Source organism: Halapricum desulfuricans (assembly GCF_017094465.1).
In the GTDB taxonomy this organism is placed as follows: Archaea; Halobacteriota; Halobacteria; order Halobacteriales; family Haloarculaceae; genus Halapricum.
Genome location: NZ_CP064791.1, coordinates 774,534 through 796,443, shown reverse-complemented (window position 1 = coordinate 796,443; position 21,910 = coordinate 774,534). Strand labels below are relative to the sequence as shown.

At 52.6% G+C, this 21,910-nt stretch carries 15 protein-coding genes; 5 read left to right on the top strand and 10 right to left on the bottom strand.

Annotated features, from left to right (window positions below):
- Window positions 1-308: 308 nt before the first annotated feature.
- The 3 genes from HSEST_RS04120 to HSEST_RS04110 all read right to left on the bottom strand — a co-directional run bounded on the left by HSEST_RS04120 (window position 309) and on the right by HSEST_RS04110 (window position 3,793).
- The gene (locus HSEST_RS04120) at window positions 309-1,907 is read right to left on the bottom strand and encodes a ParB/RepB/Spo0J family partition protein (protein WP_229122306.1); all 1,599 of its coding nucleotides are present in this window, start codon (window positions 1,905-1,907) and stop codon (window positions 309-311) included.
- Between the two features lie 578 nt (window positions 1,908-2,485).
- Window positions 2,486-2,908, bottom strand: a complete 423-nt coding sequence (locus HSEST_RS04115; protein ID WP_229122305.1) for a hypothetical protein — start codon at window positions 2,906-2,908, stop codon at window positions 2,486-2,488.
- Window positions 2,909-3,262: 354 nt separating this feature from the next.
- Window positions 3,263-3,793: a hypothetical protein gene (locus HSEST_RS04110; protein ID WP_229122304.1), complete on the bottom strand. Its 531-nt coding sequence runs from the start codon at window positions 3,791-3,793 to the stop codon at window positions 3,263-3,265.
- 96 nt (window positions 3,794-3,889) lie between these two features.
- Here HSEST_RS04110 and HSEST_RS14505 point away from each other — a divergent pair, with 96 nt between their 5' ends.
- Complete coding sequence (locus tag HSEST_RS14505) at window positions 3,890-4,015, top strand: hypothetical protein (RefSeq protein ID WP_267491909.1); 126 nt, start codon at window positions 3,890-3,892, stop codon at window positions 4,013-4,015.
- 257 nt (window positions 4,016-4,272) lie between these two features.
- Here the strand turns inward: HSEST_RS14505 and HSEST_RS04105 are convergent, their stop codons facing one another.
- The 6 genes from HSEST_RS04105 to HSEST_RS04080 form a co-directional block, all read right to left on the bottom strand.
- Window positions 4,273-5,385, bottom strand: coding sequence for a bifunctional DNA primase/polymerase (locus tag HSEST_RS04105; RefSeq protein WP_229122303.1), 1,113 nt, complete (start codon window positions 5,383-5,385; stop codon window positions 4,273-4,275).
- A 467-nt stretch (window positions 5,386-5,852) separates the two neighbouring features.
- Complete coding sequence (locus tag HSEST_RS04100) at window positions 5,853-6,788, bottom strand: tyrosine-type recombinase/integrase (protein WP_229122302.1); 936 nt, start codon at window positions 6,786-6,788, stop codon at window positions 5,853-5,855.
- Window positions 6,785-7,291: a hypothetical protein gene (locus HSEST_RS04095; protein ID WP_229122301.1), complete on the bottom strand. Its 507-nt coding sequence runs from the start codon at window positions 7,289-7,291 to the stop codon at window positions 6,785-6,787. Before HSEST_RS04095 ends, HSEST_RS04100 begins: the two co-directional genes overlap by 4 nt.
- Before the next feature lie 101 nt (window positions 7,292-7,392).
- Window positions 7,393-8,157: a hypothetical protein gene (locus HSEST_RS04090; RefSeq protein WP_229122300.1), complete on the bottom strand. Its 765-nt coding sequence runs from the start codon at window positions 8,155-8,157 to the stop codon at window positions 7,393-7,395.
- A gap of 159 nt (window positions 8,158-8,316) precedes the next feature.
- The gene (locus HSEST_RS04085) at window positions 8,317-9,696 is read right to left on the bottom strand and encodes a hypothetical protein (RefSeq protein WP_229122299.1); all 1,380 of its coding nucleotides are present in this window, start codon (window positions 9,694-9,696) and stop codon (window positions 8,317-8,319) included.
- Entirely contained in the window at window positions 9,689-12,283 is a 2,595-nt protein-coding gene (locus HSEST_RS04080) for an AAA family ATPase (protein WP_229122298.1), read from the bottom strand. The genes HSEST_RS04085 and HSEST_RS04080 overlap by 8 nt, the downstream gene beginning before the upstream one ends.
- Window positions 12,284-12,440: 157 nt before the next feature.
- On the opposite strand from HSEST_RS04080, the gene HSEST_RS04075 reads away from it, so the two are divergent.
- From HSEST_RS04075 to HSEST_RS04065, 3 genes are all read left to right on the top strand, one after another.
- Complete coding sequence (locus HSEST_RS04075; RefSeq protein ID WP_229122297.1) at window positions 12,441-14,573, top strand: KAP family P-loop NTPase fold protein; 2,133 nt, start codon at window positions 12,441-12,443, stop codon at window positions 14,571-14,573.
- A 30-nt stretch (window positions 14,574-14,603) separates the two neighbouring features.
- The gene (locus tag HSEST_RS04070) at window positions 14,604-15,737 is read left to right on the top strand and encodes an endonuclease/exonuclease/phosphatase family protein (RefSeq protein ID WP_229122296.1); all 1,134 of its coding nucleotides are present in this window, start codon (window positions 14,604-14,606) and stop codon (window positions 15,735-15,737) included.
- A gap of 81 nt (window positions 15,738-15,818) precedes the next feature.
- Entirely contained in the window at window positions 15,819-17,060 is a 1,242-nt protein-coding gene (locus HSEST_RS04065) for a hypothetical protein (protein WP_229122295.1), read from the top strand.
- Window positions 17,061-17,195: 135 nt separating this feature from the next.
- Here HSEST_RS04065 and HSEST_RS04060 read toward each other — a convergent pair whose 3' ends face one another.
- Window positions 17,196-19,313 carry an ATP-binding protein gene (locus HSEST_RS04060; protein ID WP_229122294.1) on the bottom strand — a complete coding sequence of 706 codons (2,118 nt, stop codon included), beginning with the start codon at window positions 19,311-19,313 and terminating at the stop codon, window positions 17,196-17,198.
- 616 nt (window positions 19,314-19,929) lie between these two features.
- On the opposite strand from HSEST_RS04060, the gene HSEST_RS04055 reads away from it, so the two are divergent.
- A complete protein-coding gene (locus tag HSEST_RS04055; protein ID WP_229122293.1) occupies window positions 19,930-21,675 on the top strand; it encodes a DUF262 domain-containing protein in 1,746 nt (581 codons plus the stop codon).
- Window positions 21,676-21,910 lie beyond the last annotated feature (235 nt).

Genomic DNA, 21,910 nt, shown 5'->3' with positions numbered 1-21,910 from the left:
TCGCGGATAACTCGGTCGAATCCTACGAAGGCCCTCAACGGAGTTCGGTCAGGTCACATCTGCAACCGATGTAACAAGAGTGTGCGAACAGGCGACTTCAACAACCCAGTCTACTCGTCGAACAGGGTTTAGCAAAACCCACCTACTGAGGAGTCAGTACTGATTTATCTCCCGAGTCACGTAGTCCTGCTCTCCGGTGTCCCAGTTTTCGCCGATTAGCCAGAGCTTCTTATAGAGCCGTGCCGAGAGCGAAAGTTGATTTTTAAAGATTATCTGTTTGTTCCTGGCCTGGCCCTGGGGGTGTTGTGCTACGCTGGAGCGATGACGTGGCGGATTACATGGTCATCGTTGCGCTGAACGACTGCTAGTAGAGCTTGTTCGGCTGGTGCAGTCTGAAGTTCAACCTTGCCTGATAGTGTGTTAAAGACCTCGTCGAATCCAAAATCGAATCTCTTGGAAACCTCCGGACCAGATACGTTTGCGTCCAGTCGCCCCTTCATATATGAGGTCTCGTCACCCGTGAAGAATCTAAACTCTCCGTCTTCGACTGTTACTGGATAGTCGTCGTCTCCCGGTGTGTGGTTCACGACCCACATCATATTCATAACCTCACTAACTCGGGTCTCGATTCGGGTTGAGGCTTGATTCCCGCCTGAGTCCAGAAGGATATCTTGGTCATGAAACCGATTATGGATATCAACCGGAATTCGCTCCAAGAGCGCTTCTAATTCGCTCTGATCGTCAATGGCATTCGTTCGACTCCAGAACTGTAAGTCCCCCACGAACTCAACCCCTGTGGCGAAGTCATCAGTATCGTCTGCTCGGAATTTCAGTTGGACGGTATCGCTATCATCCCTTTCCACTGTCGTATAGATGCGCTCTGCGTCAATGAAGGCCTTTAGCGACTCATCACGAGCAAGCTCGAATTGCTCGAAATACTCCTCTCCAAAGCTGCAATACGAAACGACTCTACCGGTTGCGCCGGGAAGCGTAGACTGAAGGACCTGAACTCTCCCGGGTGAGATCTCCAAATAGAGCCAGTCAAAGAGCCCGACGCTCCCGACCTCTAATATTCGCTTCAGCTTAGACGAGTCGACCAACCAAGATGCCTGCGCGGGTGGGTGGTCCTCATGATCGACACTATTTCCATCAAACTGTATGCTCTCGGTTGTCGATAAACTTCGGTCGAGCTGTTTACGTCTGGTCTTGATAGTCTGATACGCGTTATAGGGAGACGTCTCGCCGCGGTCTATCTGCTCAACAAGGTTCTCTGCCCGATTCGCAATCATTTCATTATCGCTATTTTGCGCGTCCCAGACCTCTACCGAATATCGAAGCCATCCTTTCGACCGGTCAAAGCGGTCAGCGACGAGTTCGTACGTTTCACCTTCCTCAAAATCTTGAGGACCCCTCGCGTCGTCGATAGCCTTGCCCCGCTGTTGTCGCTTCTTGGCACGTTCGCGTTCAATCTGAATCAATTCCTTCGCTTCCCGCATCTTCTGACTGAACGACTTCTTCCGCTGTTTGTTGTGTTCGATAAGCCCCTCACGTTCGGCCAATTCCGATTCGTAAGGGTCGCGAATAATAACGGGGACTTCCTCGAGTCCAAGCTGTTTCGCAGCGTCAATGCGTCGGTGGCCACTAATGACTACCTCCGTATCCTCATCCACTAGGTGACTCTCGGCGACGAGCATGATCGGCTCCTCGATGCTGTTTTCATCGATCGTCTCAACGAACCAGTCTGGAGCTCCGTCACCGTAGATATCTTCGTTTCGTGGATGCGGTGTCAGGGCCTCGGGGTCACAGTGTTCAACTGTCACCGAGTGGGATTTTCCTGCAATTTTGCCGGTGGTTTGTCTTTCCGCACAGTTCTCGTTCGGGCCGTTCCGCGGCTCATTTTGAGCCATACCCGAATTTCGACCCGGATGTGTAAATCAAATGTTACGAATTTTATAAAATCCGTTACGATGGTGATGCTCAATCCCCAGTTGATATTTTAGAGAAGGCTCCAAACGTGGTATCAACTGATGCCCACTGATACTGATGATCTCTACGAGTTCATCAGCAGCTCAAGATTTAGAGCTAATACTATGTGGTATCTGTGGGATGGAAAGCAAGCCCGTCCAATAGAGATCGCTGATGACCAGGGGTACCGCCGTCAGCGGGTCAGTGAAGCACTTGCTGAGTTGCAGGAACGCGACCTAGTAGAGTGTGTGAACCCAGATGAAGATGAAAAGGCCCGTTGGTACCGAATCACTGAGTTAGGACGTGAGGCTTGGCTTCCTCCTCGAGACGAGATTGGATAGCTGTCGCCTCTTCTGAATGTGGTTTCCTCTTAAAAAGTATTAGAATCCCTTACAAAACTCAGCTGCTAGGGAGCCCGTCCCACTATATGCGAATTCCGCTATTTGATGCTATCCTATAGAGAGTGTCACAGCCACAGGGGCTTGTCACTTGACTCTGCAACCTTGTTCGCCTCTCGGCTCTAGGCAGGTTCAATCCAGAGCTCTCGCCCACAGACGGGACACAGCACCCTATCGACCTTGTTATCTATTAGCATAGATTCGAACCGGCAAAAGTTGGCTTCACACTTTGCACGCCACTGTTCCGGGTCTCTATTCGGATACTCATTATTGAGGATGCCACCCTTCTCCTTCCGCAGCTGATCGACCTGATCTTCGTCTTGATATTGCTCTCGGGCTCGTTCTCTTTGCTGTACCTCGCGGACCGTCATCTGAAGAAGATAATCGAGAATATCCTCCTCGCTGAGGTTGGAGGTATCGGCTTGCTCAAATTCAATGATGACACGCCCAAGAATTGACTGAACCTCTGCTTCATCTACCGAATACTCTGACGTCAGGAGCTGAGTCATTTCTTCGAGACTGTCAATATCGGCAGGAGGTTTCATACAGGGACTTCGATTGCCGGCCACCTTAGTATCATCCCGAGCAAAACGTGGAGAGGCTGTTCTCCGACAAGTCCTGTTCAGGGAAGATGAATGGGTCTCAGTCAACGGGGAACCCGTGGAGAACGGACTCACGCCTCCTATGGGCGACTCTGACGTATTCGGACCCATTCAAACGATGGTAGAGCGGCATATTGCGCCGCTGAAGTGGACGTATACTCCCACGGTCAGCTCGTGGACGTCGACTTCTATTTCTCCCCCGAGTGAGCCGCGTAGAGCGATTTCTTTTCTTGTCGGGTCGCTTTCCCCACGGAGCACACCCTCCAGGTAGATCCGGTCGCTACGCAGTCTGTTGGTTTACCAGTCCCCAACGTCGTTCTCGATCCGGTATCTCTGATAGTAGGCTTTCTCAACGGTTCGGAGGTCGAAGCCGCCGGGGTTGCGGTCGTGGAGTTCTTCGAGGATGTCGGGATAGTCCGTGACGCGCATACCTCGGTCCTCTCCGAAGAACTCGTGAACGATATATCGGTCACCGATCGCGTAGGTTTCGGGGTCGTAGAACATCAGTATGACCGTTGCCGTTGCACCACCGATCCCTGGAATCGATTTCAGCGTTTTCAGTTGGAGGGCTGGATCGTCGACCAGAAACGCCGCCTCACTCACCAGTCGAACGAACTCATCCGGGACAGTCTGTACCTGCTTGATATTCCGTTCACGTCTTCCTGGCATACCGTTCAGTTTCCACCGAACCACGTCTTCGAGTTGGTCGCGAGTGATATACTGTTGGTCGGTAAGGTCCTCGTGGAGACGCGCCTCGATAGCCTGAAGTTCGTCGTCATAGACCTCGTCGTAACGGTCGCGCCAGTCTCGGATCTCGTCAGCGTCCATACTACCTGCTTCAGATCTGCGTGTGATAGGTCCCCTGATACTGGGCTATCCGTTCTCGACACAGATGTTATCGGGATACAGTTCTGAAAATCACGTATGGTCGACCGTCCCGACGAAGACGCGAGCAACGAGGAGATAGCACGGTGGATGGAGGAAGACTTCGGGGAGGCCCTTGCTGAAGGTATGAAACAGGCCACCGCGGAAGACGAAGACGACGAGTAAGCCAGCGTGTCGCTGTACAGGGTAGAGTGTTGACCGTGAGTGGGGGGACACGTTTGTAATCACTGTCATAGGTCACGGCGAGACCTTGAGATCTTCACCACCGGGACGGATATCTCCGTTCCCGAGCCTCTCTCAGAACAAATGTTACCGGGAGAGAGCGCGGCTCCATTTCACCGATTCGGGACTCGAACCTCTCTGGTAGCTGATAGCTGAAATATATTAAGACGGCAGACTTTGAGCGGTAATTCAGGATGCTTCTATAGATACCGACGACACCATTCGAGTTGAGCATCACGGGGATTGTACTGTTCAAGTAGGTCGTCACTATTTGAGAACTCTACTAATCCCTCCATGTCGGTGACGACCCAATACTCGATCCGGCCGTCCTGCTCGTCTTGCTGTTTGTCGAGGTATCCCATCTCCTTCAGTTGATTGAGCACGTTGACCACCTGTCGTTGGCTCACTTCGACGTCCTCACTGGCGGCCAGAGCCCGCGTTCGAGCTTGTCCCTCATACTCGTAACAGAGAGCGAGTATCACCTCGAAGACAGCATGCCAACTGACGCCGCCACCCTCTGGATTTGGATCGTAGTACATCCCGTTATCGCCCTGCTCTAACACGCTCTGTCGGTACGATTCCCCCGATACAGACCACTTTGGCGGTTGGATTCGGTTGAACGCATCACGGATAGCGTCGGTATCCCCGCTCAACCAGAAATTGAGGTGTGCCGAGAGCGCCGTTTCCGCAGCCGAGCGATTCCCGGGAAACCCGACAATCGCAGGACGTCCGCCTTCACGAGCCCAGGTCCAGAGGTCACGGAAATATTCGTTCGTATCGAGGCCTCGTTGAATACGGGACTCGGGATCGTTGATGTCAATCTCGACTGAAGCCCGTGAGTCAGCCGTCTCCGCTCTCTCGTCTGGAAGTGCTGGTTCGAACGCGTTGGCTTGGAGAGTCTCGATCGATCGAGCACGGGGCTCGTATTCCCCGATACCGGCGAGCGAACAATCGTCACAGTATTCGTCGTGATCGATCACCGAACCAGGCCCGACTGCGTAGGCCCCCTTGAGTCGGATACTCCCCCACTCGTCTTTGAGGAACGTCTTCTCCGTCTCGACGGTACCCTCGATCCGATAGAAGTAGTGCCGGCGAGCTTCGCTTCCATGTGGTGATGAAACCGCAAAGGTGGGATTCTGGGCCAAAAGCTGAACCATCCAGGTGGGAAGCTTGTCGGGGTGATCAACGTCGATGACGATGAGTCCCGATCCCGCGAAGATACCGTAGTTTCCGTCGACGTGTTCGGCACCGAACTGGTTCGCAGGGTCAGTATGGCTGGCTGTCGGCTCTTTCGTTCCGTCCTGAAGGTCCACGAATCGTTCGGCAGGTAGACCAGCCTCAACTAGTCGAGTATGAACTTGACCGGGAGCCTCTAATGGTGGTCTTGCTGTCGTAACCGTGAATCCTCGAAGAGTACCAGGCTCGGAAAACCGTGGGTAGACATGACAATCAGCAGAATTATTCTCCTTGCTCTCGTAGTGATTCATGAGTCCGAACCTCCTGGGCGAGCCAGCCGGGGCTTCCCTCCGGGCTCACCTTCCTGCCTTCCTTCATTGTCGCTCGATAGAATCTATACGGGGCAGTAATATATCCGCTGTCACTAGCCCATCACTCAAACAATCTGGCGATGCAATCCGACCAACGAGAGGAGAACAAGGTGAGGCCGTATCAGGCCAAGTGCAGTCGAAAGGAGATTCAATCATCTCGGTAGTGGGTGACATCGTAGAGAGACTCCTCACGACCCGTAGAACAGACATGAGGTGTAATCCGTCTCTTGAGTTCAGAGGTTCAGCGATTTGATACAGTCAAGGTATTCTTCTCGGGCCGTAGTGCGGTCGACGCGAGTATAGATGTCCATCGTCTGATTATCGCTATCGCCGCGAATATACTGAAGAACGTGATTACTCATCCCTGCGTTCCGCATCGCCGTCGTAAACACGGTCCGAAACGTGTGTGGGGTGAACTTCCGGTGGAAGCGGTCCTCCCCCTGTTCCATCACACCTGCTTCCACAGCGCCCTCTTTGATTCGTTTTCGAATTGGCTGTTTTGAGAGGCGATCTCCTCGATTGCTTGGGAACAGATAGGCAGTCTCGTAGTCAGTTCGAATCACCTTGTAGCGTTCAATCGCCCGAACCATCTCCTCGTCAACGGGCACAACCGTTTGTCCGCCGCCCTTCCGAACCCGGAGCCGAATGAATCCATCATCGATTAGGAGATCTTCAAGTTCAATTTCCAGCGCCTCTTGTAAGCGGCAGCCAGTCTTGGCGAGGATGGCGGCTATCGTCCGGTTACGGGGGCTGGGTATCTCGTGAACAATCTTACAAGCGTTCTCCCACGTCGCACAGTCCGGGCGTGAGCGGTTCACCTTTGGAAGTTCTTCGAGGACGGGCGCGACTGGATTACCCGTTATCTGGTTGAAACGTGGTCGCTTCATCGCATAGTCGAAGAACGAAGATAGTGATTCGAGATAGCGCCGTTTCGTGTTCTGTGCGACATCCCGCTCGCTCAGGATACCAAGATATTCCTCGATGTGTCGCACCTCGACATCAGCTGGCTCTACCTCAGAAAATTCGTCGTTGAAGAACTCACGGAGATTGCGACTGTATTCATTCAGTGTACTCCGGCTGCGTCCGAGGTCTTCCTTCCGTTGGAGGAACTCGTTCACCTCGTCATGCTTGTTCTCGTAGATCTTGGAGTGCCGTTTTGGTTTGCTCATTGTTCACCGCCAAGCCGCCAGCCCCAGCCTTCCTGATACTCCGCACGGCCGTCGCCAGCCAAGTCATAGAGTGCGTCTTCGACTGGTTTCTTGAGATTCGCTTGGAGGTTCTCATTCGCGGTCAACTGTTCGAGAATCTCTTCGACGGTCTGGTACTGCTCGCCGAGTAGCGTTTCAATGAGGGCGTTATCAACGACGTCAGGGCCGATGGTCTCCGGTTCCTGGTTAGCCAACTCTCGTTGGAGCGTTTCGATTTGGGCTTCGAGTTCCTGAACCCTATCGTCAGCGTCTTGTCGGCCTTGAGTCCCCTCTTTGCGGTACACACGACCGAGATTAATCATATCGCGGAGATACTTGTTGAGACTGCTGTAATTCTCGACGTCGGCTTCTTCTTGCCATGTTTCTTTGTCCCGATAGTTGCAGTACAGTTCGATGCGAGCCGTCTCTTCATTGAGACCCATGTTCTCACCCTGCTCCCGCCAGGATTCAGATGTATCTGTCATCGTTACTCTCCAATTCATAATCATATTGTCAGAGGATTAATACCACCGGTAGACTACCGGTTGCTCATTCGATGCAGGAATTGGCACTCCTGACCCGAGTGTCACCATGCGAGTGGGGTGGGGTTTTCGGCATCAGACACGACCCGTGTCGAAGGAGAAAGCAGTCGAGCAGCTTCCAGAACCACGTATCCAGCATAGACATTCGAAGGAATAGTACGGTGATCTCCGGAGCTGATGGGTTGATTTAGCGCGTTCTGGATTGGAGTCGAGTAATCCAGCGAGTCAAGCAAGCCGGGATTCTCGTTCAGAGCGTACACTAATGTATTGCATCCATATCGAGGTTGAGGTGTTTCCAGACCATAGCCGAGTCCGTGTAGCCAGATATCTTGTCCAGCTATATTACGAACGGCCCCGGCTGCTTCGACCTTTTCACGCGTGCTTGCAGTGTTGACGCCGCCAATCGCATACCTGTCAGCTAGCCCTTCGAGTCGCCGATAACACTCGCTATGCGGCGGCTGTAGGGGAATAATCGGGTCAGCCTCACAGGGATGGTTATCCAGTAAATTCAACCCATCCCGGACGGCGTCGACGGTTGACTCCATATCGTGGAGAACGTCAGCCAAGACGACCATATCGGCCCCAAGTTCGTGGGCTCGATCGAACACGTCCCTGTTACCAACATTCCTATCGCGATACGAGCTATCGAGAATGTAACTCTCACACCTATCGACGTGACTCGGACCTGATTCATTGACATGCTGCATCCGCCAGGGCCACCAACCGTTGGAAAGATTGCCAGCAATGTAGATATCAACGTAACAGTCGTTGGCGATTCCCTCTACCTGCTCACGTTCTAATGCAACCATCTATTCTCGAACCCTCTTATCTTCGGCTTGATTTCGATGCCATTGTGGGAATTCAGATGTATCTGTCATCTGTCAATCCTCGATTCAATATAATATGTCTAACTTCTTATCACTATCGAAGGGTCGACTGTACCTGACGCAAAATTTTGCAGGTGGTGGTTATCGAGCCGAGACGCTATGTGCGGACTCCTGCTGTGGCAGGAGATTGAGCCGAAGTAGTGGCTCTAACAGCTGCTGGAAGCTCGCCTCAACGTCAATATGAAAACAGGGACCAGCACTCCGCCGTGATTCCAAACCGTTGGTTGTAACGAACCCTACCGTGACTGGACCTTCTGGAGATGCCAGCCGTTCTTGCGCTGCCCGACCGTGATGCCAGTAGCCAATTAGCTCCTTGAGTCCCTCGCGGAATGTGTTTTGACGGGCCGTTTGCTTGACCTCCCCGAGAATTACGGCTATAGGGTCATCGTCACGACTGGTCCGGATTTCAACGACGACATCCGGCCGACCGTTATACAGCGCCAGGCGAGGACTCGAATCACTCATTCGGCCAACTGCCTGCTTATAGGCGACCTGGGATGCCACGTGGTCACGGAAGTAAGAGGGGTCCGCTGGAAGCCGTGATTCGACGCCTTCGGGTAACGGCTCGTGAAACGTTAGATTGCCAGTCTGATCGTGATACACATTCAGCCATATCGAATCCTCCTCATCTGCGAGCTTAGCAACAGGCGATTCCCCACTCTCGATGGGTTGGAGTGAGAGTTTAGGGACAACTTCCTGCAGAGCCTCAATAACTTGGAATGTGGTATACAGCTCCAGCAACCGAGCATCTGTGGCTGGTAGGACGAGTGAGTCAGAAAGGATTGTCTGTACATCTGGGTCAGCATACTCCTCGTCTCGCAACTTTTGGAGCACGGCAAGCCAGCGAGCCGCCGTCCGGTACATCTCTGTCCGTGCCTGGCGAGCAGCCGTGAGATCGCGTCCCGTAATCCTGCAATCCTCCCCGGGAGGCATCCGGCTGAGATGAATATTACGGCGATAGCGCCGCTGGAAACGGTCAAGCTCTGTATCGTCCCATCGAGTACGTCTCCAAGGTTGATCGATATCTCGCAGTACGTCAGCAGTCCGTTCGACTTCCCAAAGTAGCCGTTTCAGCACGCGATTCTCAGGTATGTCATATTCCGAAACAGGAGCAGAGCAGACAAACTTTGAGCGATCACTAAATCCAGTTTCAGCTCGGGTCTGAATCGTCTGACCCCAGTCAACCTGTCCTTGGATCGCTCCACGAATCTCGTTCCGTTCACGGTCAGTAACGGTTTTCACTCCTCGTAGATCGTCCCAGACAGACTCGCAGAACTCAACTATTGGTGGGGCAAGGCAGAAGTGAAGTCGCTGTAACCGTTCCCATTCGCTTATCCCTAATTCAGTGGGTACAATTGCGTCAGTAACGACTTCCGTATTGAGATTCCCTGACTGCAGATAGGTGAGTAATTCCTCGAGGATTGCATCTTCGAGTTCATCTCGTGAGAGCGCGTTACTCATTATCGCGGGTATCAGGGAGCCCTAAGAAGTCATTAGCCTGGTACCAGAGACGGTCTGGACTAACCGGAACATCACCACTACAGAGACCTTCGATGATTTTCCGCTGTTTTTCCTGTCGGAGACCCTCTAACTGCGGATAGACATGGGTAGTAATCGCGCTTGTAAACGCTTCCTCAGGCGGAGCCCGGCCATCATAGTTAGCGATATATCGGACCATGTCATGAACGATCGCTGGTCCGATGGCTCGCTCTTCATTGACCCGGTACCAAATCTCAGTCAGCTCTTCTCCCCACTTCTCCAATGGAGGTTCCAAATCGGGTGATTGTCCAGTCCATGCCGACGCAAAGTTCTCGTCACCGTTCGGTAGCAACAATGAAGTCCGAAGCTTATCTTCATCGTCTTCGAGATTTGGAACCCCGACATGTATGAACGCAAACCGTCGCATGAACGCATACGATAGTTCGTAGAGCGATGCCTTGTCGTAGGTGTTCATGGTCGCAAGTAAACGCCACGCCGGTGTGACAGGGAACGTATCCGAAGAAGAAACAATATCCTCGAGCGTTTCATCGTCGGCATCTTCCCCCAGCGATTCTACTGCAATGGCCTCGTCACGCTCGTATGGAAGCTCAGTGGAGTCCCCTGAAAGCACTGAGAACAATTGTCCCATCGCCTTGTCGATATCTGCTCGGTTGAGCTCGTCGATAACGAGCCACTCGTTTTTCACGCCTGTCGCATCCCGGAAGCACTGGAGGAACAGACGAGGTTCAAACAGCAGTTCCTGTCCGTGTTTGTCTCGGTTGGGAACATATCCCCCGATCGTGTCGAAGGCCGTCCAGTCAGCGGTCGCAGTCGTAAACCGATAGTCATCCACAGCATCATACCCGGTTGCGAGTTTGGCGACGTGAGTGGCGAGTTTGGTCTTACCAGTACCTGGGGGTCCGGTGAAAATAATGTGCTTACCAGCGTTGAGTGCTGCTTCAATTTCTCTCGTCAGCCGTGTTTCATCATCGAAATACAAGCCGTCCGGAATTGAGGTCGATATACTCGGCAGAGAAAGACGATTGCGGAGTCGTTCGACATCTTCCTGGCCTGGCGGCTCGGGCTCGAGTGCCAGAATCGTCTCATACTCATTTTGCTCAAGCTCAAAGATACTACCACGAGCATTCTGTCGAATCGGCGCGGAATCCTCGAGTTCACCGACTGCAGTCAGGTCATTCCAACTGATTCCTTCAACTGATCGGTCGTATTCGATTGTTATACCGGTTGCACCATCCTCTTCGTGAAGCTCCTGGACGACCGTTCCAAGGGCCACGATTTCCTGGGTTGGAGCCGACTCGTAGAAGACAACTTCATCTCCCGGATCGGCGCGTTCAAATCCATCGTAGATACGCCGCTTGTTCCCTCGCGAATTGTGAGCTTCAAAGAAAACACGACCTTCTTCTCCATCGGAGTCGGCGATGTTCTCAGGCGCCCAAATCTCAGGGTTAGCTGTCACCCAAAAATATCGACCTTTGTCTGGTTCTGTCTCGCTCGGTTCATCAGGATAGGTGCTAAGGAGGTATTCGGCCGCAGCAGGGGTGAGATTGCAGAGATACCATGATTGGACCCCAGTCGCATTGATCGCGTATTTCTCCCGGCCTTGTTTAATATCGTCTCGTCGGAGAACAGGCGCTATGGTTTCGATGTCACGGATAGGTTCGAGGGAGTGGAGGTCTATATCGACACGCCAGTATGTCTCTTCGTCGTCTGCTCCTTCGAGTTCTTCCCCTGAGATTTTATATGCCTCATTTTGCACGACCGAGTAGGCCCGAACTCCACCCTCCCAATAGTGGATGAGTACGTCACCGGGGTTCAACTTCGTTAAATCCCGAGTATAGTACGTGTCGCTCGATCGAAGATAGTTACCCTCACGTTCGGCGGCATTGCTCTGGTTCACCCAGTAATAGGTGACGTCGTCGTCGAACTCCTCGAGACCTATATTCGACTGCGGATCAGGGCCGTTAGTAGGCGCTTGGATCGTAGGTTCGGATAGGTCGCTGATGTCGATATCTAATGAAGGATACTCCTCTGCAATATCCTGACCACGCGATGTGAGCCGTACCTTATCTTGGTCTTTCTCAACTATGCCGAGACTCCGCAACCAGTTTACTCGATATTCGGCTTGATAGATCGACTCCCAATCCTTGTCGTGAACTGCATTGAGGACGTCTCGTAGTTTCTCAATCGATACCGGTTGCTGCTTCAGAGCCTGTAGTAGAGTCTCAAAGCCGATATAGTGATCCGTCAGAGTCTCAAAATAAGGTTCTACATTTTCTTGTGGCGGGTTATTCAGCAGCTGGTTGCCCAACTCAGTGAGCTGCAATTGATCATCTTCAACTTCGGCAACGCCCATTCGGCCAAGAAGGCGACCTTTGTCCTCGGCAGACCCCTGGCTCGACATTTGGGGGAAGTTTTCGAGAATCCAATCAGCAAATTCCTCACGAGTTGGTGATTCAGCCTCCACGAAAGAGAGTGCTTGGTGGAGCGTTTCGGCATAATTCTCGACTCCTCCAGGCAAGGTGATTATGGAATCGTGTTTTTCAGTCACTATTTGTGCGTCTCGTCATCATGGCAAAAAGGTGTGGTGTGAAGATATTCCCCTAAGAGATAGATGACTTAGTTTGTCGTCTCACGTGTTGAGTTTAGACTGACTCTCTTATCGACCCCATATTGTATTAGCGGTTAGAATCAATTAACCAGCAAGTGTGACCCAGGACACCCCCCAGTTGCTATCGGATTCTGCTCTTGACGACCCCGAAGAGGACCAACTCGGATACGCTGACTTCGCGGAGAAGATCTCTAACGCGATCTATTCTGATATTCCATCGGACGAGTTCGTCGTCGGCATCTATGGTCAGTGGGGGTCAGGGAAGAGCACGATAATCAATTTCATCGAACACGAACTTCGTCAAAAGGACGAGCCTCCGATTATAGTTAGATTCAATCCATGGTGGTTCTCTGGCCAGTCCGATCTAATTCAGAAATTCTTCTCGCAACTTAGCGCTGGGCTGGAAATGGACGACAACTTTGAGGAAATACGGAACAAACTGTCAGACTACGCTCGAGGATTTTCCAAAATACCGCTATCCACTGTTGGCATTCCGACAGAAAAACCAGCTGAAGGTCTAGCAAATCTACTCGAAACAGATCCTCCAGATCTTGATGAACTCAAGGCAGATATCTCGGACGCTCTCGAAGAGGAAAACCAGCAGATCGTTGTTTTCATCGACGATATTGACCGGTTGACTCAGGAAGAAATCCGACAGATGTTTCGGTTGGTGAAAAGTGTAGCAGACTTTCCTAATATCATCTACGTTCTTGCGTTTGACCAAGATGTTGTAACAAAGGCACTAGAAAGTAATCAGGGAGTCAACGATGGTAAGGAATATCTTGACAAAATTATCCAGTTACCACAACAAGTCCCTCTTCCCGAAGAAAACGCACTCCATTTCTTCCTTACCGAAAGACTCGATGAGATACTCCATAGCAGTGATCTATACTTCGACCAAAGTCACTGGCAGGAGGTTTATCGTAAGGGTATTCAACCACTGATAGATACGCCGAGGGATGCGGTGCGCTTATCAAATGCAGTATATACCACCCATTTAGGTTTGGAAGATGAGGTTAATTTCGTTGATCTAGTTGCTCTTGAAACAGTAAGACTCTATTTTAGTCCAGTCTATGAAGAGATACGTTCGAACCCAGACCGGTTCGTGAGAAAACGAACGCTTTCTCATACTGCTGATGAAAATCACGCCGATCTATGGGAGGAAACAGAAGTCAATGAAGAGCCGTTGAAATCAATCTTAGAGTATCTTTTTCCCCGTATTGATACGGATGTTCGCGTGAGATATACTGAGCATAGTGACACTTATCGAAAACGTAGAAGAATCTGCCATCCTGAGATATTTCCCTACTATTTCCGGCAGACTCTCCCGAAGGGAGAATTGTCCTCGGAGGAGATAGTGGCCATTTTGGCGATTACAGATGATGCTGAAACACTAACAGAGCGGCTCGAGGAACTAGCCGAGGAAAACGGGGAACGATCGAAGGCTAACAATTTTCTTAAACGAATATCAAAGCGAACAGAAGATATCAACGACGAAGCGGCAATGGTTAAATCGCTGTACAGAGTCGGGGATTACTTAACCACTGTTGATCCTTCTAAAAACGCGCTGGATGACGGTAGTAGAGGCTTTATCATTCGGATCATATGGGAGATTCTCGGACAAATTGAAGACAAAGACGATCGACTAGAATTGCTCAAATCTTCGTTCGCTGAGTCTGATTCTCCCTATCTTCTCTATTATACAGTCAACAAGCTACTTCGGGAGCATGGTGAGGTGGATGGTGACGAGATCGAAGATAGCGAAAAGATGCTTGATAGAGACCAAGTTGAAGAGTTGAAAACAGCTGCAGTTAGACGGTTTGAAGAACTCGCCGAGGAACGTGAACTCCTCACTGAACCCCAATTTGGCCTTGGTACACCACGTATCGGTACGGTAGTAGAGAATTGGAGTGAATGGTCGCCATCGGACAAACCTGAGGAATGGGCAAACAATGTCACCGATGATGAAGAAGGCCTCATAAGATTTGTTGGAAACTTCGTTCTCACTGGTCGCTCGGGAAGTACTGAAATTGAATACCTCGATCCGAGATGGCTAGATTCGTTTGCCGACCTTGATGAAATCAAAGGCCGACTCTCTGAGATAGAAGAAAGCTCTCTGGATTCTAAGGAAAAACACGTTGTAGAGACTTTCCAACAGGGAATGGAGTTGCTGGAAAACGGGAAAGATCCCAGTTCATTTGAGGTTTGGACCCTCGGAACCCGATCATAACAAAAGTAGCAGCATAACCCTAGAATCACGATGTCAGAAATGAATCATACCGCGCCTGCTCCTCAACTGAAACTCATTTCGTGGAATGTGGAGCGATCTTCGATCAGTCGTTTCAAAAATCAGCTAACCGCCCTCCGTGATCGGACTCCCGATATCGTCGCCTTGCAAGAGGTAGGTGTGAAAGCGAGCCGTCAACCACATCAGATTCTTCGAGAAAACGGATTCAAATATACCGCTCATAGTCATGATTTCCGCTTCGACGAACCTGGGAACAGTTCTGGATGTGTATTTGCAAGTCGTTGGCCGTTTCGCGTTCTCCCTCCCGAAACGTTCGAAATGCCGTACAAGCACCAAGCTCTCTCTGCAGAATTCTTCACGCCTTTTGGTCGCATAGAAGGCCACACTGTTCACGTGCTTCCTGGGAGCCAATTCGGCGAGACGAAAACCGAGATGTTCGATGCAATTTACGATCAACTCGCAAAGGAGAATCCACCAGACTATCGGTTCCTCTGTGGCGATTTCAACTCTCCAAAGGAGGAAAGCGGCGATGGCGAAGTGACCGTCTGGGGGAGTGACGAAGACTGGATTTCCTCTGAGCGGAGTGTCATGGTAGACTTAGCAGACTATGATCTCACTGATGTCTATCGTGAAGTCAGCGGCTATGGCGATGATGCATACAGTTGGGTGGCGAAGAACCGCGGTAACGAATTTCCACGACGGTTTGATCACGTTTTTGCGAGCGAACTGCTCAACGCCGCAGAAGCGTCCTACCTTCACGAGTACGACAACCTCTCAGACCATTCACCGCTTGAGGTTGTGTTCACACCGAAAGAGGGCCTACACAGAGACATCGAGGAGATCGAACGAAGCGTCTACGAACCTCCTGTAGATGAAAACGAGGATTCACCGAATCCCTCACCCTCGCATAATGGCCTCAGCTACGAGGACGATATTCGGATGGTCGACCCTGATGCCAACTATCGTCGAGGACGTTTCAAGGTCGGCTGGAACAAAGCAGTCGACGGTGCTGAAATGCAGGACAACGTCTTAGACCAGCTCACTTGGGAGAATCTAGGATGGAGACTCGGGATGATATTCGGTAATACTTCGGATGAACTCAAGGAAGAGCTATACGAATGGTGCGTAGAGCAACAAACCGACTAACTTTATTGCAAGTACGAGGTAGGACAGAATTGGCAACTTGGATGTATACTTATTCTGTAGCGACACAAAGTCGCACTTGTTATGGGACGATCTCCACGGTATCTCCGCTCTATCAACGGGAGCGAAGTCGCCCAGAACGATCTGGTCGCCGGACTATTGGACGAATCGCTACGATACGGCCCAGAGCTTCTGAACGCGGTTCACGGTTCCGAAATTGGCGATGACCGAGTATTCAGTGATGACACTCAACTTCTAACAGCGCAGGGGAAAATAGACTCCCAGTCTGAACGGGAACTCGACTGGGTTTTCCGAGACGACGGCAATCTTCTCGTCGGGTATGAGTCAAAAAAGGGAGCCACTCTCGGCTCGAATCAGCTTTATAACGAGGGGATGGAGCTGTCGCGAGTTGCAACGGACGAACCCGTCGTTCTTGTGGTTGTCACAGATCATAGTAGAGAACCCGACGTAATCGCTGATGCCAAAAGACGGCTTGGCGAGGACGACCTCTCGGTCGACATTCGCTGGATTAGTTGGAATCAATTCCTTGAGCGACTGGAGGAATTAGATCGTGATAAGCTCCAGCCGCAACATGAACCGCTCGTTGATCAACTGGAACGGGCACTTAGTGACGAGGGATACGGCCAGCAATTCTCAGAGCTAGTTGAATTCGATGATGAACTAGTCGATCGGTTCATCAATCAACAGGACCAATTAGTTGGACTCATCCAAGATCTGGATCGTTTAGCTCCCGAAATCGGCCTCGAACGCTACTCCTCAGGAAGAATGGAAATATACCACTGGGGTGGTAGCAAATCACTCCATTCCCTCACAAACTCGCGTAACCCGCTAGCGCCAGAAAATATGATGGTGCCTTTCGTTCCAAAAGGATTCGACGATCATCCAGAGGGGAGGGGGACATCATCTGGATATCCAGGTGTCCATCTCAACTTACTTGGCTCCGCAGTTGAGGTCGGGTTCCATTTTCGTCCGAATGAAAACGAACAGCACAGACAGAAGCTACTCGAATCAAGTGAGCAATTTGTCTCCTTAGTCCGAGAGCACAACCTGTCGCTATTTTCGTTTTGGGAGAGCTGGGGCATATCGAACGAGCACCACAGCCCAGAGGAGATTGAGGCGACACTAACAGAGGAGGGGCTTAGCGCAGATGACGGATATCAAAGACTGCTATTTGGTTGGAGAGTAGAGTATCAGGGCGATGGATCTGCTTTCCTGAAAGAGATACTCGACTACTTGTCGATTGCGTTCCGACTTTCGTGGAGAGAGAATAGAGAGTTATTTTATCCAGATTACAGTGAAGAATGACTGTTCGTCGGACCGTCTGCTCCGCAGGTAGGACACAGACTGGAAACCCGACCACATCAAGAATCGTACCGAGGACTTCGTCGAATAAACTACACAATAGATCTCGACCCTACGCAAAATTTAGCAGATGGTGAGCTATGTTTGTATCATATTTTGTATACTTTGTAGCTTTTCTTCTGCTTCCTCAGTCTCTTCGAGTACGGATCTGAGGATTTGGGCGATTGCTTCTTCATCAGCCTCTTCGAGAGACTCGTAGTCTGAAGGAAGATGTTGGTCTTCGATTCTGGATCTCTGTTCTGTAGTGAGGATATAATCGATTGTAGTTTCTGAAATGACCCCTCTCCTATCCTCACTCTCTGTCTCCTCGTCTTCTTCGTCAGGCTCTTCAGGCTTTTTCGGCGATTCGGGTTGAAGTTCTTCTGGCAACTTGTCGATTGCTTCAAGTTCATCGAGCGACGCACCTGCAGTCACGAGTTGTTCTTTATAGAATGGGTCCTCAAACTTTGGCAGGCCAGTATAGTAGACATTTTCGCGGGCGTGCAACCGCGCGAGTTCGGTGAGATACTCCATTTTAGTTTCCGTATCATACTCCTCACCCGGGCCATCGGTAACTTCGATGGGGTCCTCGAGCCAGTAGGGATCGTCATGGAGTTCGTCGAACTGACCTTCGTAATAGCCCTTTGTCGGCTCGATATCATACTCCTCGGCGATTTCCTCAGTGATCCCTACATAGGCAGGGCGATATTCAGGAGATAGGACTGTTGGGCACCAAATTCCCAGCTCCGCGTGCGTATTGATGATATCTCGAACGCGCGGGTACTCCACGAAATCGTTGTATCGTCCAGATTCAGCAGGTTGGCCTGGCTTGTCGGTGATATTCTTTCGACCAACGTCCTCCAGATCATTTGGATCACTTGAGTAATTGTGGTCCTCAATCTCGCCGCCGTTACTCGCCTGCGGGTGACCACGAGGATACGCTTTGGTGATTGGTACAGGGAGTTTCTTACTCATCGAATGGCGCTGGTACTCCACTCCCAGCCGGCCAACCGCTTTCAGGATTTCCTTGGTCGTGGTATAGTCGAAGTTTAGAGTATCTTTCTCGTCAGTGGTCGGGATATCGGATGGTTCTTCGACGCTTCTGATCGACACAAGAATACATAATCGGCCCTGGGTAACAGGATTAAATGAGTTGAAATTGAACTGTCGGTTCAGTCCTTTCTCAGTTTCTGCGTCGAGAATTTTTCGTCGGTTCGCGTAGAGGGTCAACCCCATCTTGCTGCTGTCTTTGGTTCGTAGAAGACCAACAGTGAAATCGACCCGAAGCCTCTCAGAGATGCCGTCGAACTTCTCGGGGTTAACCTCGTATCCCCGGATTGTGCGCGGGTGGAGATCATCCATCGGGACGAAGGCCCAGTCGTAGTCTTTGGCCTGGACCCGGTCGTTCACCAGAGTATCATTGACGTACAGATCGAGATCGATGTCGGGCTCGAGGCCGTCCTCTTCTCGAACACCGGGGAATTCCCCACCGAGGAAAAGCGAGTACGTCGACGCGAGTTCCTCGATGAGTTCGGCTCCGTCTTCACCGAAGTCCTCCTCGAGAGCGATGGTGAGATCCTCGATGCGGATGAACGAGGTTCCCTCCTCCATCTCATAAGGTTCTAGTGGGATTTCCGTCTCGTCGCTCGTGTAGTTGTCGAGCGTTACCGTCGCCTTGTGGCCCATCTCCTCGCCTTCGCGGCGGCTTGCAAAGGTGACGGTATGTCCGAGTGACATCGCACCTCTGATGGCACCGACACCCGCCCATCCAATCGCGTCAGGAAGTTGCGGGAGATCTTCAGCCTCCTCGCTCGCAGACGTTCCGGGCCGCAGAACAATCGCGTGCCGGTCTTCGGAAAGGCCCCCACAGTTATCCCAAATTTCTATGTAGGGCTCTTCTTCGGGTTGATTATCACGGTCTTGTGAGTCACCACTTTCCTCCTCGACTTCGGCCTGTTCCTCGCCGGCGTCATCTTGTTCCTCGTCGTCAGTGGTGGGAAACTCGATTTCAATCCGTGCGTCTGTAATCTTCTCTCCGACGCTCTCGGACTGTTGCTCGATGAGGTAATTGTGCCTGCGCGCGGCGTCGATGGCATTATCGACCTGCTCCTTGACGCTGGGGATGGCCTCTCGGCGGGCAAGGGTTTCGACGATTCGGCCCGACGGAGCGACGTCAATAGTAGAGATCTCGGAAGAGTCCCCGCTGTCGGGTGTCATACCGACTACTCCGAACTCTACGGTGATAATCTTTTTGAGGGTTGAACACTTATATTGGTTCGATATTCCCACAGTGAGAATTACGTTACCCCGGCGCAACCGCGTTGCATCTATCCAGGGCGAGGGTCCGAAGCGACATGTCCGGAAATACACGCTAATTTCTCATGGTGAGAAATTCTCACCAGTATAGACAGTAAGACTTTTACCGCCGACAGACCAACGGGCGTATACGTCGACGATGCCCTCGGCTCACCGAGAATCGGAGACGGGGAGGGACGCTGGCACGTCCCTCCAGGATCGCTCCCTTCGGACCACGTCCGGTTACACTGGTCTGGTCCGGAGGGTCACCCCAGCGACAGCCGACCTGGGGCTTGGGCGCGAATACAGTGCCCAAGCTCTTCAGCGTTTCTGTCCTGGGTGTACCGCCAACGTTCGAACACCCAACGCATGGAAGAAATGCGAAGCGATGTTCGCCAGCTGACCGGCAGCGGTGAACATCCATACGAGACGGAAACGGAACGGGTCCACTCGTCGGCACCCGTTCGCCGGCGCCCCTCCCGCAGGGGCAGTCCGGCACAGACAGCCAACCACATCGCGCGCTCCCGAGGTGATTGTCATGGCAATCGATAGCGGGAGCAACCACGGAATCGCGCCGGGAGTCGATTCCTTCCACGAGATGTTCTCTCGGAACGTCATCTATACGATGGAACTCGAGGAGGACGTCGAGCTCCAGCGGCTGTACACGTGGGAGGAGAAGCAGATCCGTGAGTTCTTCGACAAGATCGACGAAGCGTCAGCACGGCCCGAGGGCGTCTACCTCGGGACGCTCAAGCTGACGACGATTAATGACAACCCCTTCGGGTCCGGTGCGACCCGTCTGAGTGTTCTGGACGGGCAGCAACGGATGGGTACCGCCCAGATCGTGCTCGCGCACGCGGTCGATCTGTACCGAAACCAGTTCGGTGACGACAGCGCGGCCACCCACCTCGAGTCGACGTACCTGGAGACGCGCACCCGCGACGGTCTCTCGCGGAAGATGCACCTCACGGTGCCCGACGACTCGGCGTTCGCGAACCTCCTCGACGACCCAACGCAGACAGTCGCACACGAGATTCTAGCGCACGCCAGCACGGTCATCCGAGAGGAGATGGAAGCCCGCGTGGAGGACAAGTCCGACCTCGAGGACCTGGTCGACAACCTCATGCGTGGTCTGATCATGGACACCGTCCAGTTCAGCGACGCCTACTCCCCGTACCAGGTGTTCTCGGACCAGTCCCGAGGAGCGGACCTGAGCCCGGTAGACACCGCCAAGGCACGGGTACTGAGGAAAGCGGCAAGCGACCCCGACGAGGACCCCCAGGCGGTCTTCCAGGAGTGGCTGAAGCTCCAGGATGTGCTCGAGGACCTCCGGCCGGCGAGAGCGGTCCGTTACGTGCTCATCGCCGCGCCGGCGTGGGGTACCGGGACGAAGATAGGCGAGAGCGACATCGTCCCCACCATCGACAAGCTGATCAACGGAGGGCTCTCCCCGCACGGCCTCTCGCTGTACGAGTGGGTCGTCGAACTCCGCGAGTACGTCCAGACGTACAGCGACGTCGTGAAGGCGGAGGTCGGGAGTGCCAGCGCCGAGATCAACACCCACCTCGACCGCATCTTCGACAAGATTGGAGCGCGTCCGACGGCGGTGCTCCTCACCCGAGCCGTCCTCGAGGGACTCTCTGACCGCGAACTCGAACGCCTCGCGGTCGACGTGGAGAAGCTGGCATTCCGCCGGCACAAGTCCGAGGCCAAGACGCCACAGGCGTTCCAGGTCTACATCGACCTGGCGGTCAACGCCTGGGACGAGCCGAACAGCGTCGACTACATCCACTCCCAGCTCCAAGAGATCGAGCCCACGGACGTCGAGTTCATCGACAAGCTCAGCAGTAACAAGAACTGGAACGCCGGGAAGGAGACGCGGTACTTCCTGAACGTGCTCGAGCACGAGCACTACCGGTCAGGTTCGACGGGGACATGGGGCGGTAGTCGTCACACCGGTAGCGTCGAGCACATCGCGCCTCGGAAGGCGTTCACCGTCGGTCGGTACCAGTCAGGCTGGGAGCCCTACCTCAACGTCGACCAAGACGAGTTCGAGTGCGTCTACGCGGAGATGCTCGGCAACGTGACGCTGCTCGAGAAACTCCCGAACGCCGCAGTCCAGAACGATCCGTGGGAGACCAAGCGGACGACGGAGGAGTACAAGAGCACCCAGTACGAGATGACCCGCGAACTCCGGGGTCAGCACATCGACTGGAAGACCAACCAGATCGAGGACCGCACGGACGACCTCGCCGAACTGGCCGCCGACATCTGGTCGCTGTAACTCCCGCGGCCAGACTCTCCCGCATTCACCACTAATTTTTCCAGCAGTATCCGGCTCACGTCGTGCGATTCTCTACCGGTAGACTGCTATCCAATGAGTGCCGAGGCCGCCATTTTCACTGTGGACAGCATCGCTAAGGGCATCTATCTGTGGCCACGGTGAAGTACTCGGGGTCAAGTGGTTCGAGACGCTTCGCGTCTCGTCATCAGGGAAGAGCTTGCTCTCTCGAACGACA

Coding starts and splice junctions, on each gene's coding strand:
- HSEST_RS04120 (WP_229122306.1), bottom strand. CDS start 1,907: ATGGCTCAAAATGAGCCGCGGAACGGCCCGAACGAGAACTGTGCGGAA.
- HSEST_RS04115 (WP_229122305.1), bottom strand. CDS start 2,908: ATGAAACCTCCTGCCGATATTGACAGTCTCGAAGAAATGACTCAGCTC.
- HSEST_RS04110 (WP_229122304.1), bottom strand. CDS start 3,793: ATGGACGCTGACGAGATCCGAGACTGGCGCGACCGTTACGACGAGGTC.
- HSEST_RS14505 (WP_267491909.1), top strand. CDS start 3,890: ATGGTCGACCGTCCCGACGAAGACGCGAGCAACGAGGAGATAGCACGG.
- HSEST_RS04100 (WP_229122302.1), bottom strand. CDS start 6,788: ATGAGCAAACCAAAACGGCACTCCAAGATCTACGAGAACAAGCATGAC.
- HSEST_RS04095 (WP_229122301.1), bottom strand. CDS start 7,291: ATGACAGATACATCTGAATCCTGGCGGGAGCAGGGTGAGAACATGGGT.
- HSEST_RS04090 (WP_229122300.1), bottom strand. CDS start 8,157: ATGGTTGCATTAGAACGTGAGCAGGTAGAGGGAATCGCCAACGACTGT.
- HSEST_RS04085 (WP_229122299.1), bottom strand. CDS start 9,696: ATGAGTAACGCGCTCTCACGAGATGAACTCGAAGATGCAATCCTCGAG.
- HSEST_RS04070 (WP_229122296.1), top strand. CDS start 14,604: ATGTCAGAAATGAATCATACCGCGCCTGCTCCTCAACTGAAACTCATT.
- HSEST_RS04065 (WP_229122295.1), top strand. CDS start 15,819: ATGGGACGATCTCCACGGTATCTCCGCTCTATCAACGGGAGCGAAGTC.
- HSEST_RS04060 (WP_229122294.1), bottom strand. CDS start 19,313: ATGACACCCGACAGCGGGGACTCTTCCGAGATCTCTACTATTGACGTC.
- HSEST_RS04055 (WP_229122293.1), top strand. CDS start 19,930: ATGGCAATCGATAGCGGGAGCAACCACGGAATCGCGCCGGGAGTCGAT.